Genomic DNA, 18,536 nt, shown 5'->3' with positions numbered 1-18,536 from the left:
AGTCTCCTCAGCAGTCCAGTGGGTTGCGTTTTTCCGGGTTGATACCGAACTTGGTGATGGCTTCAGCCACGACCTTGGGTTCGATGTCACCACGGTCAGCCAAGGCTTCCAGGGCTGCCAACACCACGAAATGACGGTCTACTTCGAAGAAGTGACGCAGTTTCTTGCGGCTGTCGCTGCGGCCGAAACCGTCGGTGCCCAGGACTTTGAATTCCTTGGATGGGACCCACTGGCGGATCTGTTCGGCGAACAGCTTCATGTAGTCGGTAGAGGCAATGACCGGACCCTTGCGGCCGTTCAGGCACTCTTCGACGTAGCTCAGCTTGGGCTTCTGGCCAGGGTGCAGACGGTTGCTGCGCTCTACGGCCAGGCCATCGCGACGCAGTTCGTTGAAGCTGGTCACGCTCCACACGTCGGCAGCGACGTTGAACTCGTCACGCAGGATCTTCGCGGCTTCGCGGACTTCGCGCAGGATGGTGCCGGAGCCCATCAGTTGCACGTGGTGCGCGGCTTCGCGGGTGTCTTCTTCCAGCAGGTACATGCCCTTGATGATGCCTTCCTCGACACCGGCCGGCATGGCTGGCTGCTGGTAGGACTCGTTCATCACGGTGATGTAGTAGAAGACGTCCTGTTGCTCTTCGGTCATCTTCTTCATGCCGTCCTGGATGATCACCGCCAGCTCGTAGCCGTAGGTCGGATCATAGGTGCGGCAGTTCGGGATGGTCCCGGCCAGCATGTGGCTGTGACCGTCTTCGTGCTGCAGGCCTTCACCGTTGAGGGTGGTACGGCCGGCGGTGCCGCCGATCAGGAAGCCGCGGGTACGGCTGTCGCCGGCAGCCCAGGCCAGGTCGCCAATGCGCTGGAAGCCGAACATCGAGTAGAAGATGTAGAACGGCAGCATCGGCTGGTTGTGGCTGGAGTACGAAGTACCGGCGGCGATGAAGGAGCTCATGGCGCCCGCTTCGTTGATGCCTTCCTCGAGGATCTGGCCCTTCTTGTCTTCGCGGTAGAACATCACCTGGTCTTTATCGACTGGCTCGTAGAGCTGGCCGACGGAGGAGTAGATGCCCAACTGACGGAACATGCCTTCCATGCCGAAGGTACGGGCTTCGTCCGGGATGATCGGCACGATGCGCTGGCCGATTTCCTTGTCCTTGACCAACTGCGCGAGGATCCGCACGAAGGCCATGGTGGTGGAGATTTCGCGATCGCCGGAACCGTCGAGGATGGCCTTGAGGGTATCCAGTGGCGGCGTCGGGATGCTGAAGCTCTTGGCGCGACGCTGAGGCACGAAACCGCCCAGCGCAGCACGACGCTCGCTCAGGTAGCGGGCTTCGGCGCTGCCTTCTTCAGGCTTGAAGAACGGCAGGTTTTCGATGTCGTCGTCTTTCACCGGAATGTCGAAGCGGTCGCGGAACAGCCGCAGGCTTTCAACGTCGACTTTCTTGGTGTTGTGCGCGGTGTTCTTCGCTTCGCCGGCGCCGGTGCCATAACCCTTGATGGTCTTGGCCAGGATGACGGTCGGCTGCTCTTTGTGGTTGACCGCCTCGTGGTAGGCCGCATAGACCTTGTACGGGTCGTGACCGCCACGGTTGAGTTTCCAGATCTCGTCGTCGGACAGATCGGCAACCATCGCCTTGAGTTCAGGGGTGTTGAAGAAGTGCTCGCGGACGAACGCGCCGTCCTTGGCCTTGTAGTTCTGGTACTCGCCGTCGATGACTTCGTCCATGCGGCGTTGCAGGATGCCGTCGACGTCCTTGGCCAGCAGTGGGTCCCAGAAACGGCCCCAGACCACCTTGTTGACGTTCCACTGGGCACCACGGAACACGCCTTCGAGTTCCTGGATGATCTTGCCGTTGCCGCGAACCGGGCCGTCGAGGCGCTGCAGGTTGCAGTTGATGACGAAGATCAGGTTGTCCAGCTTCTCGCGGCCGGCCAGGGAGATCGCGCCCAGGGATTCCGGCTCGTCGCACTCGCCGTCGCCCATGAAGCACCAGACTTTCTGCTTGCCGGCCGGGATGAAGCCGCGGGCTTCCAGGTACTTCATGAAGCGCGCCTGGTAGATCGCCTGGATCGGACCCAGACCCATGGAAACGGTGGGGAACTGCCAGAAATCAGGCATCAGCCAAGGGTGTGGATAGGACGACAGGCCGTTGCCATCCACTTCCTGGCGGAAGTTGTTCATTTGCTCTTCGGTGATGCGGCCTTCCATGAACGCACGGGCGTAGACGCCTGGCGATGCGTGACCCTGGAAGTAGATCAGGTCGCCGCCGTGTTCGTCGGTCGGGGCCTGGAAGAAGTAGTTGAAGCCGATGTCATACAGGGTGGCGCTGGAGGCGAAGCTGGAGATGTGACCGCCCAGGTCAGAATCTTTCAGGTTCGTACGCATGACCATGGCCAACGCGTTCCAACGTACCAGCGAGCGAATGCGGCGTTCCATGAACAGGTCGCCAGGCATGCGTGCTTCGTGGGTGACGGGAATCGTGTTGCGGTACGGCGTGGTGATGGCGTAGGGCAGTTGCGAGCCGCTGCGGGTCGCGAGTTCGCCCATACGGGTCATCAGATAGTGAGCACGGTCTTCGCCTTCTTTGTCGAGAACCGATTCCAGGGCGTCCAGCCATTCCTGGGTTTCGACGGGATCGAGGTCTTGCATGGCTTGCTCCAGGGCGGAAAGGCTTCCAGAATCGGTTGCCTGAGTTTGCGACTGGCCTTGTGGGCAGACGATTATAAATTCTTGGATTGCCGGAGGTTGATCCGGCGGCGTGTAGTTTTACTACAAATCGTCGGCCATTTCAGCCTTTCGAATGTATATACGAGTAGTAAAACTACAGAAGAGCGGCTTATGGCCTCCTGCTGCGTTGTGAGAATAATCGTTACTGTTGGTCGGTGACTAACGGGAATAGGTAAAAAATTAATGCCGGCTGCCAAAAAAAACCTATTTTCAGCTATTTCTAACTTTTGTTCGACAGTCCATCAGGCTGCTTGCCCTCGATATCCCTCTCCGCCTGCCGTTTCCACGCCGATCAAGGATAGCCCATGAGTCTGCCCGAGCTTGCCCCCGTTCCCGCGATTCTTCTGCCATTGGTCAGCCGTGCAGAGCAGTCGTTCCGCGCTGCGGTGGCGGCCCTGGAAGACAGTCCCGGAGTCGCGGATTGGACTGCCGAGCGCTGGGCCGAGTTTGCCCGGGTCGGTGCCGCCAGCGACTTCGTCATTGAACAGAGTCTGCGTGACCCTTTGATGTTGCTGGAGCTGGTGCGCAGCGGCGAACTCGATCGAGGTTTCGCGCCCGGAGAACTGTGCGCGCAGATTGCCGCAGCCGTGCACACCGCCGAGAACGACGATCAGCTTGGGCGTGTGCTGCGGCGCCAGCGTACCCGGCAGCAGGTGCGGATCATCTGGCGCGATCTGACCCGCCGGGCGGATCTGGTGCAGACCTGCCGCGACCTTTCCGACCTGGCCGACGCCTGCATCGACCAGGCTTATCAATGGTTGTACCTGCGTCATACCCAGCAATTCGGCGTGCCCACCGGCGGGCGCAGCGGCGAGCCGCAGCAGATGGTCATTCTTGGCATGGGCAAGCTGGGGGCGGTGGAACTCAACCTGTCGTCGGACATCGACCTGATCTTCGCCTACCCCGAAGGCGGCGAGACGGTGGGGGTCAAGCGTGCCCTGGATAACCAGGAGTTCTTCATTCGCCTGGGCCAGCGCCTGATCAAGGCCCTGGACCCGATGACCGTCGACGGTTTCGTGTTCCGCGTCGACATGCGCCTGCGGCCCTACGGTTCCGCCGGGGCCCTGGTGCTGAGCTTCAATGCCCTGGAGCAGTACTACCAGGATCAGGGGCGCGACTGGGAGCGCTACGCCATGATCAAGGCCCGGGTGGTCGCGGGGGATCAGGTGGCCGGGGCGCAATTGCTGGAGATGCTGCGGCCCTTCGTCTATCGCCGTTACCTGGACTTCTCCGCCATCGAGGCGCTGCGCACCATGAAGCAGCTGATCCAGCAGGAGGTGCGGCGCAAGGGCATGGCCGACAACATCAAGCTGGGTTCGGGAGGCATTCGTGAAGTCGAGTTCATTGCCCAGGCCTTCCAGCTTATTCATGGCGGTCGCGACCTGAGCCTGCAGCAGCGTCCTTTATTAAAGGTGCTGGGCACGCTGGAGGGGCAGGGCTATTTGCCGGCGGCGGTGATCAGCGAGCTGCGCGAGGGCTACGAGTTCCTGCGTTACACCGAGCACGCGATCCAGGCCATTGCCGATCGCCAGACGCAGATGCTTCCGGACAATCCCCAGGACCAGGCGCGAATCGCCTTCATGCTCGGCTTTGCCGACTGGAGCGCCTTCCATGAGCAGTTGATGTACTGGCGCGGGCGGGTGGAATGGCACTTCCGCCAGGTGATTGCCGACCCCGATGAAGATGACGGCGCGGAAAGCGAAGTGGTGGTGGGCGGCGAGTGGCTGCCGCTGTGGGAGGAGGCCCAGGACGAAGAGGCCGCCTGCCGGCAGTTGCAGGAGGGCGGCTTTGTCGATGCGCCCAAGGCCCTGCGGGCCCTGGCCAGTTTGCGCGGCAGCCCGCAATTGCGCGCCATGCAGCGCCTTGGGCGCGAACGCCTGGATGCCTTTATTCCACGCTTGCTGGCCCAGGCCGTGGAGCACGCTAATCCGGATCTGGTGCTGGAGCGGGTGCTGCCATTGGTCGAGGCGGTAGCCCGGCGTTCGGCCTATCTGGTGCTGCTCACCGAAAACCCGGGCGCTCTGCGTCGCCTGCTGACCTTGTGTGCGGCGAGCCCCTGGATTGCCGAGCAGATCACCCGCTTTCCGCTGCTGCTGGATGAATTGCTCAATGAAGGGCGCCTGTTCAAGCCGCCCCTGGCGCCGGAACTGGCGGCCGAGCTGCGCGAGCGCCTGACGCGGATTCCCGAGGACGACCTGGAACAGCAGATGGAGGCTCTGCGCCACTTCAAGCTGGCCCACCGACTGCGGGTGGCCGCCTCGGAGATCGCCGGCAGCCTGCCTTTAATGAAGGTCAGCGATTACCTGACCTGGCTCGCCGAGGCGATTCTGGAGCAGGTGCTGGCCCTGGCCTGGCGCCAGACCGTGGCCAAGTACGGTGCGCCACAGCGCAGCGATGGCACCTTGTGTGACCCGGGTTTCATCATCGTCGGCTACGGCAAGGTCGGCGGCATCGAGCTGGGCCATGGCTCCGACCTGGACCTGGTGTTCATCCATGATGGCGACCCCCAGGCGGAAACCGACGGACCCAAACCCATCGATGGCGCACAGTTCTTCACCCGGCTGGGGCAGCGCATCATCCATCTGCTGACCACCCAGACCAACTCCGGCCAGCTGTACGAAGTGGATATGCGCCTGCGGCCGTCCGGCGCGTCGGGGCTGCTGGTCAGCTCCCTGGGAGCCTTTGCCCGCTATCAGGAAAACGAAGCCTGGACTTGGGAACATCAGGCGCTGGTCCGGGCCCGGGTGCTGGTGGGCAGCCAGGATGTGGGGCAGGCCTTTGAACAGGTCCGGGCCGTGGTGCTGGGCAAAAAGCGCGACCTGCCGACCTTGCGCCAGGAAGTCAGCGAGATGCGGGCCAAGATGCGCGACAACCTGGGCAGTCGCCTGACCGCCGCCGGAACGGCGGCCAACGCCTTCGAAGCCACGGCGCCGTTCGACCTCAAGCAGGACGCCGGAGGTATCGTCGATATCGAATTTATGGTGCAATACGCGGCCCTGGCGTGGTCCGAAGAGCACCCGTCATTGCTGCGCTACACCGATAACATCCGCATTCTGGAAGGTCTGGAGCAGGTCGGCCTGATGCCGGCGAGCGATGCCAGTCTGCTGCGCGAGGTCTACAAGGCCTATCGTTCCGCGGCTCACCGACAGGCATTGCAGAATGAGGCCGGAATCATTGCCGGTGATCAATTCGTGACCGAACGACGGGAAGTGTTACGGATTTGGCGCGAGCTGGGGCTAAGCTAAGCGGCCTGACAGGGTCACTCCTATTTCGGCGAGCCTTGTGGGCTCGCCCAAACTGAACCGGCGGTGAAGGCCGCGGTGCTGGATTCTCGAGGCGGGGAGGCGTATGCCTCCCCGGCTCGTTTATGGAAACCACATGAATATTCTGATCGTTGGGCCCAGTTGGGTCGGTGACATGGTGATGGCGCAGACACTCTTCGAGTGCCTGAAACAGCGTCATCCACAATGCGAGATCGACGTGCTGGCCCCCGAGTGGAGCCGGCCGATCCTGGAGCGTATGCCCCAGGTGCGTCGGGCCTTGAGCTTTCCCCTGGGCCACGGCGCCCTGGAACTGGCTACCCGCCGGCGGATCGGCAAGTCCCTGGCCGGCCAGTACGACCAGGCGATCCTGCTGCCCAATTCGCTGAAGTCGGCCCTGGTGCCGTTCTTTGCCGGTATCCCCAAGCGCACCGGCTGGCGCGGCGAGTTCCGCTACGGCCTGCTCAACGATGTGCGCAAGCTCGACAAAGAACGCTACCCGCTGATGATCGAGCGCTTCATGGCCTTGGCCCATGAGCCGGGCGCCGAACTGCCCCGGCCTTATCCGCGTCCGAGCCTGCAGATCGACCCGCAAAGCCGCGAGGCGGCCCTGGCCAAGTTCGGTCTGGTGCTCGATCGTCCGGTGCTGGCGCTGTGCCCAGGAGCGGAGTTCGGCGAGGCCAAGCGCTGGCCATCCGAGCATTACGCCCAGGTGGCCGAGGCGAAGATCCGCGAGGGTTGGCAGGTCTGGCTGTTCGGTTCGAAGAACGATCATGCCGTGGGTGAAGAGATTCGCGGGCGACTGATTCCCGGGCTGCGCGAAGAGTCGACCAATCTCAGCGGCGAAACCTCCCTGGCCGAGGCCATCGACCTGTTGTCCTGTGCCGACTCGGTGGTGTCCAACGACTCCGGGTTGATGCACGTCGCGGCGGCGCTGAATCGCCCGCTGGTGGCGGTGTATGGTTCCACCTCGCCGGGCTTCACTCCGCCCCTGGCGGATCAGGTCGAAGTGGTGCGCCTGGGCATCGAGTGCAGCCCGTGTTTCGACCGCACTTGTCGCTTCGGCCATTACAACTGCCTGCGTCAGTTGTTGCCGCAGCCGGTGAATGAAGCCTTGCAGCGCTTGCAGGGCTCCCCGGTCGAGGTTCAATAAGTTGCGGGTACTGTTGATCAAGACCTCGTCCCTGGGGGATGTGATTCACGCATTGCCGGCGCTGACCGATGCCGCGCGAGTCATCCCCGGGATCAAGTTCGACTGGGTGGTGGAAGAAGGCTTTGCCGAGATTCCCACCTGGCATCCGGCGGTCGGCAAAGTGATTCCGGTGGCGATCCGTCGCTGGCGCAAGAACATCTGGCAGACCATCAAGAGCGGCGAGTGGCGCCGCTTCAAGCAGAGCGTGCGCTCGACCAAGTACGACCTGGTGATCGATGCCCAGGGTCTGCTGAAAAGCGCCTGGCTGACTCGCTACGTGCGTGCCCCGGTGGCCGGGCTGGACAAGAACTCGGCCCGTGAGCCCCTGGCGTCGCGTTTCTATTCGCGGCGCCTGGCCGTGGCTCGTGGGCAGCACGCGGTGGAACGGGTGCGCCAGCTGTTCGCCGTGGCCTTGGGCTACGACCTGCCGCAGGGCCTGGGCGACTACGGTCTGAATGTCGAAAAGCTGGTGGAGCTGCCGCGCAAGAATCCCTTCGTGCTGTTCCTGCACGGCACCACCTGGGACACCAAGCATTGGCCCGAAGCCTATTGGCGCGAGTTGACCGAGCGCATGGGCATGCTTGGCGTCGAGGTCAAGCTGCCCTGGGGCAACGCCGCCGAGAAAGCCCGGGCCGAGCGCATCGCCAACGGCCTGAAAAATGCCACGGTGCTGCCCAAGCTGAACCTGGCCGGAGTCGCCAAGGTGCTGGCCGATGCCCAGGCCTGTGTGGCCGTGGACACCGGGTTGGGCCACCTTGCCGCGGCCCTGGATGTGCCGACCATCTCGTTGTTCGGCCCGACCAATCCGGGCCTGACCGGCGCTTACGGCAAGGTCCAGATCCACTTGGGCAGCAACTTTCCCTGCGCGCCGTGCCTGCAGAAAAAATGCACCTACCAGCCCTCCGCTGTGGACCAGCAGCGCTATGACATCAAGCGCGAGTGGCCACTGTGCTTCACTCGCCTGAACCCCGAGCGTGTCGCCAGCCGACTGAGCGCCTTGTTACTGGCTGAGGAGCCGCTCTGATGCAATTGGCTTTTGTCCTTTATAAGTATTTTCCCTTTGGCGGCCTGCAGCGCGACTTCATGCGCATTGCCCTGGAGTGTCAGCGGCGCGGGCACCAGATTCGCGTCTACACCCTGATCTGGGAGGGCGATGTGCCCCCCGGCTTCGAAGTGCTGGTGGTGCCGGTCAAGGCTTTGTTCAACCATCGTCGCAACGAAAAGCTCAGTGCCTGGATGGCCGCCGACCTGGCCAAGCGTCCGGTGGATCGACTGATCGGTTTCAACAAGATGCCGGGGTTGGACGTGTACTACGCCGCCGACGGCTGTTTCGAGGACAAGGCGCAGAACCTGCGCCATTCCCTGTACCGTCGCTGGGGTCGCTATCGGCATTTCGCCGAGTACGAGCGGGCGGTATTTGCCCGGGATGCCAAGACCGAGATCCTGATGATCTCCGAGGTCCAGCAGCCGCTGTTCATCAAGCACTACGACACCCCGCTGGAGCGCTTCCACCTGCTGCCGCCGGGCATTGCCCAGGACCGCCGGGCCCCGCCCAACGCCGCCGAGATCCGCGCCGAGTTCCGTCGCGAGTTCGCCTTGCGGGATGACGAGTTGCTGCTGGTGCAGATCGGCTCCGGGTTCAAGACCAAGGGGGTGGACCGCAGTCTCAAGGCGCTGGCGGCATTGCCGTCGGCGCTGAAAAAACGCACCCGACTGTTTGTAATCGGCCAGGACGACCCCAAGGTATTCCAGGTGCAAAGTGCGGCGCTGGGTTTGAGCGATCAGGTGCAGTTCATGAAGGGGCGCAGCGATATCCCGCGGTTCCTGCTGGGCGCCGATGTGCTGATTCATCCGGCCTACAACGAAAACACCGGCACCGTACTGCTTGAGGCCCTGGTGGCTGGCCTGCCGGTGCTGGTGAGCGCGGTCTGCGGCTACGCCCATTACATCGCCGAGGCTGAAAGCGGCCTGGTGCTGGATGAGCCGTTCGAGCAGAGCCAGCTCAATCAATACCTCAATACCCTGTTGACCGACGACGCAGCACGCGCGACCTGGAGCCGTAATGGCCTGGCGTTCGCCGAGACGGCCGACCTTTACAGCATGCCGCAGCATGCTGCGGATGTGATTCTGGCGGAGCAACACCGATGAAGTTGATGCTTGCCGAACCCTTCAAGAGCCTGTGGGCCGGACGCGATGCGTTCGATGCTGTCGAGGGCCTGGAGGGCCAGGTCTACCGTGAGCTGGAAGCGCGCCGTACCTTGCGTACGGAGGTCGCTGGCCGCGGTTATTTTGTGAAGATCCATCGTGGTATCGGTTGGGGCGAGATCGTCAAGAACCTGGTCACCGCCAAGTTGCCGGTGCTGGGCGCCGGTCAGGAGTGGCGGGCCCTGGAGCGTCTGCATCAGGTTGGCGTGCCAACCATGACCGCGGTGGCCTACGGCGAGCGCGGCAGCAATCCGGCGGAGCAGCACTCGTTCATCGTCACCGAAGAGCTGGCGCCGACCGTCAGCCTGGAAGATTTCAGCATCGACTGGGTCAAGCAGCCTCCGGCGCCGGCCCTCAAGCGGGCGCTGATCGCCGAGGTGGCGCGCATGACCGGCATGATGCACCGCGCCGGGGTCAACCATCGTGACTGCTACATCTGTCATTTCCTGCTGCACACTGATCGGCCCATCACCCCAGAAACCCTCAAGCTCTCGGTGATCGATCTGCATCGGGCCCAGACCCGGCCGAAGATCACCTTGCGCTGGCGCAACAAGGACCTGGCGGCCCTGTATTTCTCGGCCCTGGACATCGGTCTGACGCGCCGCGACAAGCTGCGCTTCCTCAAGGGTTATTTCCAGCAGCCGCTGCGGCAGATTCTGGCCGAGGAAGCGGCGCTGCTGTCCTGGCTCGAAGGCAAGGCGGAAAAACTCTACGCCCGCAAGCAACGTTACGGAGACGCACTCTGATGGCGAGTTGGAATCTGGACCCCGCCTATCAGGAGTTGACGCAGGATTTCGGCAGTCTGGAAGCGGTATTCGCCCTGCAGGGCGAGCACCTGACCCGTGATCCGCTGTCCGAAGTGATTCGCGTCGAACGGGGTGGCATTCACTATTACGTCAAGCGCTACACCGGCGCCGGCAAGAACCTGCGGCGCTACCTGGGCAAGCCCCGGGTCAAGTTCGAGTGGCAGAACCTCAAGCGCTTCGCCAAGTGGGGCATTCCCACGGCGGATGTGGTGGCCTGGGGCCTGGAGCGGCGCTGCCTGGCCTATTCCCGAGGCGCGATGATCACCCGCGAGTTGCCGCGTACCGAGGATCTTTCGGTGCTGGCCGAGCGCAATGATCCACGGCTCAAGGACCGGCGTTGGGTCGATGGCGTCAGCCAGCAGCTGGCAACTCATACCCGGGTCATGCACGACCATCGCTTTACCCACAACGATTTGAAATGGCGCAACTTGCTGGTCGACGATCAGGGTCGCCTGTACCTGATCGACTGTCCGAACGGCGATTTCTGGCGTGGATTCTGGCTCAAGTACCGGATCACCAAGGATCTGGCCTGCCTGGACAAGGTGGCCAAATATCATCTGTCGGCCACTCAGCGCCTGCGTTTCTATCTGCAGTACCGCGAGCGCAACCGGCTGAGTGCCTCCGACAAGGAGCGCATTCGCCACGTGGTGAGATTTTTTGAGGGGCGTGAATGACTGATTTCCTGGCGCCCGAGGAGCGTGCGCTGTTGGAGCGTAACGGCCTCGGCACTTTTGACCAGTTGTGGGCCGTGCAATTGGCTGCGGTGGATGAGCCCAATACCAGCCGCGGCGGCAGCAGCAGTGTCTTTCGCCTGGATGTGGAAGGGCAGGGGTTCTATCTCAAGCGTCAGACCAACTACCTGACCCGCACCCTGCACCGGCCTTTCGGCGAGCCGAGTTTCGCTCGGGAGTTTCGCAATATCCGACGCTATCAGCTGATGGGCATTCCGGCCCTGCAGGCGGTGTTCTTTGGCATGCGCAAAGTGGCGGGCGAGTCCCGGGCAATTCTCCTGACCCGGGCCCTGGATGGCTGGGACGACCTGGATGGGCTGCTGCTGCGTTGGGCCGAGCTCGGCGAACTGCAGCGTCAGGCGGTGCTCAAGGCTTGCGGGCAGCTGGCCCGGCAGCTGCACAGCCTGCGTCAGGTGCATGGCTGTTTCTATCCCAAGCATATTTTTCTGCGCAGCCACGGCGACGGCTATCAGGCGCAGTTGATCGACCTGGAGAAAACCCGGCCTCTATTGTTCGGGCAGCGTGATCGGGTCAAGGATCTTGAGCCTTTGCTGCGCCGGGCCTCGGTGTGGAGCGTCGACGACGTGCGTGCGCTGCTGGCGGCGTACCTGGATCAGTCTCCAGACAGTTCCCTGGTACAGGCCTGGCTGGCTCGTCTCAGTGCTCGCAGCAGTCATAAGGAATCTCGCTGATGCGTTTGTCCGAGCTGAAGAACAGCGGGCGCAGCCCGGCCCTGCCCCTGAGCCTGGAGCTGGCGGATGCCGCCGGCCCGGCGCAACTGCAGTTGCTGAGCTTGCTGCGGGTGCTACCGGGGCAGCGCTATGTGGGCGCCGGGGTCTGGCGAGGCCGCCCGGTGCTGGCCAAGTTGCTGGTGGGGCCCAAGGCCGCGCGGCATTTTCAGCGAGAGTTGAACGGCGTGCGCCTGTTGGCGCAACAGGGCCTGACCACGCCTCTGCTGCTGGCCGACGGCTTGCAGGAAGGCGAGGGCGGCTGGCTGCTCTTTGAGTTTCTGCAAGAGTCGCAGAGCCTGGGCGAGGCCTGGCAGCGGGTAGAGAACCTGCCGGTGCTGGCCGATGAGCAGACGGCTGTGCTGGCCGAGGCGCTTGGGGCGATTGCCCAGTTGCACGCCAAGGGCCTGTGGCAAGAGGACCTGCATCTGGACAATCTGCTGCGCCATGGCGGCCAGTTGTATTTGATCGATGGCGCAGGAATTTGCGTCGAAGAGGCCGGCAAGCCTCTGTCCCGGTCCAGGGTGCTGGAGAACCTCGGGGTGTTCTTCGCCCAGTTGCCCAAGAGCCTGGAGCCCTTCACCGAAGAGTTGCTGGTGCACTACCTGCTCGGCAATGCCGAGCATGCCTTGCCCCTGGAAGCCCTGGAAAAACAGGTGAACAAGGTGCGTGGCTGGCGGCTGCGGGATTTTCTCAACAAGGTCGGCCGCGACTGCAGCCTGTTCAGTGTGCAGCGCGGGCCGTTCGCCCTGCGGGCGATCCGTCGCGAAGAAGAGGCGACGATGCTGCCGGTGCTGGAGCAGGCCGATGCCTTGCTGGACCAGGGGCATCTGTACAAGACCGGCGGAGCGGCCAGCGTCGGCCGGGTCGCGGTGGCGGGTCGGACCCTGGTGGTCAAGCGCTACAACATCAAGGGCTTGGCTCATTGGCTCAAGCGTTTCTGGCGCCCGAGCCGGGCCTGGCACTCCTGGCGCGAAGGCAATCGCCTGGCGTTTCTCGGCATCGCCACGCCCAAGCCCCTGGCACTGCTGGAACAGCGCTTTTTCTGGTTGCGCCGGAGCGCCTACCTGGTCACCGAGTATCTGCCGGGGCCGGACATCATCGAGCGTTTTGCACCGTTCGTGGACAGCGGCGAAGCGCCGGAGTCGGAGTTGCTGGCATTGGATCGGCTGTTTGCCGAGCTGATCAGGGAACGCATCAGCCATGGCGACTTCAAGGGCCACAATCTGTTCTGGCACGAGGACCGCTGGGCGTTGATCGATCTTGACTCCATGTGCCAGCACGCCAGCCTGAGCAGCTTCGCCCCGGCTTATGCCCGGGATCGCGCGCGCTTCATGCGCAACTGGCCCGAAAGCAGCCATTTGTATCAAGTGATTGATCAGCGCTTGCCCAAGACCGCCGATTCCACCCAAGCCTGACCTGCGACCCATGGCCGCTGTTGCCGGCAGCGGCTGCGGGCCCTGCTGGCCGTGGCGCCCAGGCTTGCCGCTTGCCGCTAGAGGCTTGCCCCTGCTTTTCAGTTATAATCGCGCCCTTTCGTTGTTTCTCGCCCCTTGCGAGCACACTTTATTTTCAAGGCGCATCGCGCCCGCATGCAGACTAAACGAGGCTAGACCCCTGTGGCATTGACGATTCTTGGCCTGTCCGGCGCCCTTAGCCATGATCCTTCAGCAGCCCTGTATATCGACGGCAAGCTGATCGCGGCTGCTGAAGAAGAGCGTTTCGTGCGCGACAAGCATGCAAAGAACCGCATGCCCTACGAGTCGGCGAAGTTCTGCCTGGAACAGGCCGGGATCAAGCCTTCCGACGTTGACGTGGTAGCGATCCCCTTCGCTCCTATCAGCCTGTTCGGCAAGGCCCGTTGGCACTACGCCAAGCGTTACTGGTACGCCCCGGACCGCGCCCTGGACGCGATCTTGATGGGCAACCGTCGTTACAAGCGCTACCGCAAGAAGATCGTCTGGTGCCTGGAGCAACTGGGCTTTGACCCGAAAAAGGTCAAGATCGAGCCGGTGGAGCATCACCTGGCCCACGCCTCCAGTGCCTACCACTGCTCGGGCTTCAAGGAGAAGACCGCGATCCTCGGGATCGACGGCAAGGGCGAATACGCCACCACCTTCTTCGGCTACGGCGAGAACGGCAAGATCCACAAGATCAAGGAGTTCTTCGATCCGGACTCCCTGGGCGGCCTCTATGGCGCCATCACCGAGTTCCTCGGTTTCGAGATGCTCGATGGCGAGTTCAAGGTCATGGGCATGGCGCCTTATGGCGATGCCAGCAAGTACGACTTCTCGCGTCTGGCCAGCTTTGAAAACGGCGAGTTGGTGATCAACACCGACTACGCCAACGTCATCGGCCTGCGCCGCTACAAAGAGAAGGGCAAGGGCTTCTACTTCTCGCCAAAACTCATCGAGTGGCTGGGTCCCAAGCGCGAAGGCGACATCGCCGACGAGCCTTACATCCACTACGCGGCGAGCATGCAGGCGCTGTTCGAGAAGCTGGCCCTGCAGATGATCGACCACTACCTGGGCGACATCCTCAAGGAAACCGGCAAGCTGGCTTTTGCCGGTGGCTGCGCGCTGAACGTCAAGCTCAACCAGAAGATCATTGCCCGTCCCGAGGTCAAGGAGCTGTTCGTACAGCCGGCGTCCGGCGACGCCGGTACCGCCGTGGGTGCCGCGGCCTACGTTTCCCACGCCCGTGGGGTGCCGGTGGAGAAGATGGAACACGTCTATCTCGGCCCGTCCTACAGCAACGAAGACGTGATTGCCGCTTGTGCCCGCCACCCCAACAAACCGGCCTGGCGGCAGATCGACAACACCCCGGAACGCATCGCCAAGATCATGGTGGACGGCAACCCGGTGGCCTGGTTCCAGGGCCGCATGGAGTTCGGTCCGCGGGCCCTGGGCGGCCGCTCGATCATCGGTTGCCCGAGTGCCACCGGTGTGGCCGATCGGATCAACGAGCAGATCAAGTTCCGCGAGCGCTGGAGGCCTTTCTGCCCGTCGATGCTGGATACCGTTGGTCCGCAAATGATCAAGGTCGACCACCCGGCGCCGTTCATGACCTTCACCTTCGAAGTGGCTGAAGAGTGGAAGACCCGGGTGCCGGAAGTGGTCCACGAGGACGGCACGTCCCGGGCCCAGGTGCTCAAGCGCGAATACAACCCGCGCTACTACGACATGATGAAGGCCCTGGAAGTCCTGACCGGCAACGGCGTGTCGCTGAACACCTCGCTGAACCGCCGCGGCGAGCCGATGATCTGCTCGCCTACCGACGCCTTGAACATGTTCTATGGGTCCGATCTGCAGTACCTGATCATGGAAGATATTCTGGTGGTCAAAGACGGCGTGGACCCTTATGACACGCTCGGCTGAACGCCATGTGCTGCAGTTCTGTCACGGCTATGACGGGCCGTTCCTGGACTGCGCCCGGCAATACGCCAATCTGTTCGCCGGCAGCGGCTATCGGGTGACCACGGTGTTTCTGACCGGGGCCGCCGATGCCGATGTTGCTGCGGGCTGTGCGTCAGATGAAGTGCTGTTCATGGAGTACAGCTCCAAGGCCATTCGTGGCCTGAAGCTGGGCGCGATCCGTGACTTGCGCAAGATTGCCGCCTCGCGCGATTTCAGCTTGTGCATCGCCCATCGCTTCAAGCCGATCTACATTGCCCTGCTGGGCACGGGCTTGCCGGTGATTGGCGTCCATCATGCGTTTTCCGATTACAAGCGTGGCAGCCGCAAGCTGTTCGCCCAGCTGTTCCGCAAACGCCTGAGCCTGCTCGGGGTGTCGGATGCGGTGCGTGACGATATGCGTGCCTGCCTGCCGAAATGGCCGGCACAGCGTATTCAGACCCTGTACAACCGAATCGACCTTGAGGCACTGCAGGCCGAACAACTGAGCGCAGCCCAGGCCCGCAGCGAGCTGGGCCTGTCCGCTGAAGCCTGGATTGTCGGTAATGTCGGGCGCCTGCATCCGGACAAGGACCAGGCCACTCTGCTGCGGGGGTTTGCCGCCGCCGTGCCGCAACTGCCGCCGCACAGCCAGTTGGCGATCCTGGGCACCGGCCGCCTGGAGAAGGAGCTGAAATCCCTGGCTCGGGAGCTGGGTGTCGCCGATCGCGTGCTGTTCCTCGGGCAGGTGCCGCAGGCCCGGCGCTACTTTCGCGCATTCGATGTGTTTGCCCTGAGTTCCGATCACGAGCCCTTTGGCATGGTCCTGCTGGAAGCCATGGCCGCCGGCGTGCCCCTGCTGGCCACCGCCTGCGGTGGTGCGAAGGAGGTGGTCGAGGGCGTGGGCATCCTGTTTCCACTGGGTGACGTCGAGCACATGGCGCAAGGCCTGCAGCACCTGGCCGCGATGGATGATCATCAGCGTCGGGTCTGCGCCGAATTGATGCTTGATCGCCTGCGTGAGCGTTTCTCCGACCGTGCCGTACGCGACGTATTCTGGCGTTTGCCGCAAGTCGCCGATCTGGCCGCGAGGGGCTGATGCTCAATCGATTTCAAGGCTGGCGCGAACGCGGCTGGTCAGTCATTGACGCATCGACCTATGCCGATGCCTGGCAGCGCTTTGGTGGCAGCGTGGCGACTCACCCGCTGGTGGTCGAGCAACTGGCGGACCTGGCGCAGATTCCCGTGCGTTATCTGGCCTGGGAACAGGGCGGCCAGCTGCAGGCGGCCATCGCCACTTGGGGGCGGGATCTGGCGCTGTCCAAGGACGTGCTCAAGCGTGCCGGCAAGAAGGGGTTGTTCGATATCGGCAATGCCGAGCTGATCCTGCCGGCCGCCGCGGATGCCCAGGCCGTTCTGCGCCATCGCGGGCGTTACCTTTCCGCGCTCAACGAAGGGCGCTTCACCGCCCTCAGGCCGCAAGCCGAACAATTGGCCATGGCCCGCACCCCGGAAGAGCTGTCGAAGAAGTTTCGCTACAACCAGCGCCGTGAACTGCGCCTGCTGGAGGAGGCTGGCGGCGTGGTGCGTGCAGTCGCTGACTTCACCAGTGCCGAGCTGGCGGCGATCTACTGTGATCTGTTCCAGCGCCGCTGGGGCTTTCCGGCCACTGGCGCCGAGCGCATGGCCGAGGTATTGGAGCGCCTGCGCGAGCTGCTGATCGGCTCGGTGATCTTTCTCAACGATGCGCCGATTGCCGTGCAGTTGATCTACCGGGTCGAAGCCCCGCAGTGGATCAGCGTCGAGTACGTCAATGGCGGTGTCGATCCCGAGACCCGGGAGTTCAGCCCCGGCAGTGTGCTGAGTTTCCTCAATACCCAGAGCGCCTGGGAGCAGGCCCGGGCCCTGGACAAGCCGCTGCGCTTTTCCTTCGGTCGCGCCGATCGTGAATACAAGGATCGTTGGTGCAATCCTGTGCCGGTTTTCCAGGTGTGAGTCCGTCCATGAGTCGCAAGCAGCAATTGCTCAAGCGCCACCGGCGCAACAAAAGAATCGTCCTGTTGGTGGGGCTGGTCCTGTTGCTGCTGGTGGGTGTACTGGTGGCCTGGTGGTTGCCGCTGTTGTTGGCAGTGCTTGGCTGGCTGGCTCATGAGGCCTGGTTTGCCGATCACCTGTTCTACTCGCCCAAGGATGACTACTGCTACGACTTCGGCCATGAAGCTCGGCAGGTCGCGGTGCGCCTGGAGGCGGGACGCCTGTTGCTCGATTCGGCGCCTGAGTTGGGCACGAATGAAACCCTGATTCTCGGAGTACAGGTCAAGAGCTCCTGGATCGGACGTTTTCTCGACCCGGCCATTGAAGTGCTGGGTGGCCCGAGCGCCGATCGCCAGGCGTTCGAGCGTGGGGTCAATGGCCTGCGCTATCTCAACCTCAGTGGCCTGGCCGGTCCCCTGGTTCGCGGCGAGCTGCAACTGCGTGGGCGCTTCTGCCGGATTCAGGCCCAGCCTCGGTTGCTGGCTTGGCGCGACCCCGACTACCGGCGTCAGCGGGTGATGGTGATCGCACCCCATGCCGATGATGCCGAACTGGCAGCCTTCGGCTTGTACAGCCAGGCTGACGAAGCCTGGATCGTGACCCTGACGGCGGGTGAAATCGAGGCCGAACATTATCAGGCCATGGGCATGAGCCCAGTCGAGGCGGCGCGCATCAAGGGCCGCCTGCGGGCCTGGGACAGTATTGCCGTGCCTCGCTGGGCGGGTGTGCCCGAGACTCACTGCGTGCAACTGGGGTATTTCTGCCTGCAACTGCCAGCCATGCAGGCCGATCCGCAGCAGCCGGTGGCCTCGCGCGAGGCGCAGTTGAGCGATATCCGCCTGTTCCGCCAGTTCAATCCATTCCCCTTGCCTGCCGACCGGGACGGCCTGCCGACCTGGGACAACCTGCTGGCGGATCTGCGAGCCTTGTTGCTCAAGGCCCGGCCTGAAGTGATAGTGCTGCCGCACCCGTCACTGGACCCGCATCCCGACCATATCTGCGCCCAGGCGGCGGTGATGCAGGCGCTTGATGGGTTGGACTGGCAGCCGACCACCGTGCTCGGCTACGCCAATCACCTGCATGACAATGATCGTTGGCCGATGGGCGATTCTGGGGCAGGCGTTGCCTTGCCACCACTCTTCGATGCGACGGCCGCCTTGCGTCCGTGGTGCTTGTCGCTGTCCCGGGCCGAGCAGTTTGACAAGGCCATGGCGCTGGGGATGATGCATGACTTGCAGCCACCAGCGCCCTTCAAGCGACGTGTACGACGATACCTGCAGCGTTGGTTGGCCGGCCGTTCAGGATCGACCTACGGTGAAAATGAGTTTTTCCGCAAGGCGGTTCGCAGGCATGAGTTGTTCTGGCGTTTGTGAGTCGTTGCTTTAAAACTGCCTTGTGCCAAGACAACAGGGCAATGTCGATTTTTTCTCGGACTGCTCAGCTTCGAAAGGAAGATG

The 18,536-nt window shown here is 63.0% G+C and carries 13 protein-coding genes; 12 read left to right on the top strand and 1 reads right to left on the bottom strand.

The genetic code is table 11. From position 1 onward, the window contains the following. Positions 1 to 7: 7 nt before the first annotated feature. Entirely contained in the window at positions 8 to 2,653 is a 2,646-nt protein-coding gene (gene aceE / locus DNK59_RS14795; protein ID WP_092318989.1) for a pyruvate dehydrogenase (acetyl-transferring), homodimeric type, read from the bottom strand. Positions 2,654 to 3,036: 383 nt separating this feature from the next. On the opposite strand from aceE, the gene glnE reads away from it, so the two are divergent. The 12 genes from glnE (at position 3,037) to DNK59_RS14735 (ending at position 18,452) form a co-directional block, all read left to right on the top strand. Further along, the gene (gene glnE / locus DNK59_RS14790) at positions 3,037 to 5,976 is read left to right on the top strand and encodes a bifunctional [glutamate--ammonia ligase]-adenylyl-L-tyrosine phosphorylase/[glutamate--ammonia-ligase] adenylyltransferase (protein ID WP_110723653.1); all 2,940 of its coding nucleotides are present in this window, start codon (positions 3,037 to 3,039) and stop codon (positions 5,974 to 5,976) included. Positions 5,977 to 6,109: 133 nt separating this feature from the next. After that, complete coding sequence (gene waaF / locus DNK59_RS14785; RefSeq protein WP_110723652.1) at positions 6,110 to 7,144, top strand: lipopolysaccharide heptosyltransferase II; 1,035 nt, start codon at positions 6,110 to 6,112, stop codon at positions 7,142 to 7,144. A 1-nt stretch (position 7,145) separates the two neighbouring features. Further along, positions 7,146 to 8,207: a lipopolysaccharide heptosyltransferase I gene (waaC, locus tag DNK59_RS14780; RefSeq protein WP_110723651.1), complete on the top strand. Its 1,062-nt coding sequence runs from the start codon at positions 7,146 to 7,148 to the stop codon at positions 8,205 to 8,207. Further along, complete coding sequence (locus DNK59_RS14775) at positions 8,207 to 9,331, top strand: glycosyltransferase family 4 protein (RefSeq protein WP_110723650.1); 1,125 nt, start codon at positions 8,207 to 8,209, stop codon at positions 9,329 to 9,331. The genes waaC and DNK59_RS14775 overlap by 1 nt, the downstream gene beginning before the upstream one ends. Further along, the gene (gene rfaP / locus DNK59_RS14770) at positions 9,328 to 10,134 is read left to right on the top strand and encodes a lipopolysaccharide core heptose(I) kinase RfaP (RefSeq protein WP_092318999.1); all 807 of its coding nucleotides are present in this window, start codon (positions 9,328 to 9,330) and stop codon (positions 10,132 to 10,134) included. Before DNK59_RS14775 ends, rfaP begins: the two co-directional genes overlap by 4 nt. Next, complete coding sequence (locus tag DNK59_RS14765; protein WP_092319001.1) at positions 10,134 to 10,868, top strand: lipopolysaccharide kinase InaA family protein; 735 nt, start codon at positions 10,134 to 10,136, stop codon at positions 10,866 to 10,868. The genes rfaP and DNK59_RS14765 overlap by 1 nt, the downstream gene beginning before the upstream one ends. Then, positions 10,865 to 11,617, top strand: coding sequence for a lipopolysaccharide kinase InaA family protein (locus DNK59_RS14760; protein WP_110723649.1), 753 nt, complete (start codon positions 10,865 to 10,867; stop codon positions 11,615 to 11,617). Before DNK59_RS14765 ends, DNK59_RS14760 begins: the two co-directional genes overlap by 4 nt. Then, positions 11,617 to 13,071 (top strand): lipopolysaccharide kinase InaA family protein, encoded by a 1,455-nt coding sequence (locus DNK59_RS14755; RefSeq protein ID WP_110723648.1) that lies wholly within the window; start codon positions 11,617 to 11,619, stop codon positions 13,069 to 13,071. Before DNK59_RS14760 ends, DNK59_RS14755 begins: the two co-directional genes overlap by 1 nt. 201 nt (positions 13,072 to 13,272) lie before the next feature. Next, complete coding sequence (locus DNK59_RS14750) at positions 13,273 to 15,030, top strand: carbamoyltransferase (RefSeq protein ID WP_016968301.1); 1,758 nt, start codon at positions 13,273 to 13,275, stop codon at positions 15,028 to 15,030. Further along, positions 15,014 to 16,144 carry a glycosyltransferase gene (locus DNK59_RS14745; protein WP_110723647.1) on the top strand — a complete coding sequence of 377 codons (1,131 nt, stop codon included), beginning with the start codon at positions 15,014 to 15,016 and terminating at the stop codon, positions 16,142 to 16,144. Before DNK59_RS14750 ends, DNK59_RS14745 begins: the two co-directional genes overlap by 17 nt. Then, a complete protein-coding gene (locus tag DNK59_RS14740) occupies positions 16,144 to 17,040 on the top strand; it encodes an antimicrobial resistance protein Mig-14 (RefSeq protein WP_092319009.1) in 897 nt (298 codons plus the stop codon). The genes DNK59_RS14745 and DNK59_RS14740 overlap by 1 nt, the downstream gene beginning before the upstream one ends. An 8-nt stretch (positions 17,041 to 17,048) precedes the next feature. Further along, entirely contained in the window at positions 17,049 to 18,452 is a 1,404-nt protein-coding gene (locus DNK59_RS14735) for a PIG-L deacetylase family protein (RefSeq protein ID WP_110723646.1), read from the top strand. The last annotated feature ends 84 nt before the right edge of the window (positions 18,453 to 18,536 follow it).

Source organism: Pseudomonas sp. TKO26 (genome assembly GCF_003225665.1).
Lineage (GTDB): Bacteria > Pseudomonadota > Gammaproteobacteria > Pseudomonadales > Pseudomonadaceae > Aquipseudomonas > Aquipseudomonas saponiphila.
Note: the sequence above shows the minus strand (reverse complement) of the source record. Positions and strands in the feature narration are given on the sequence as shown.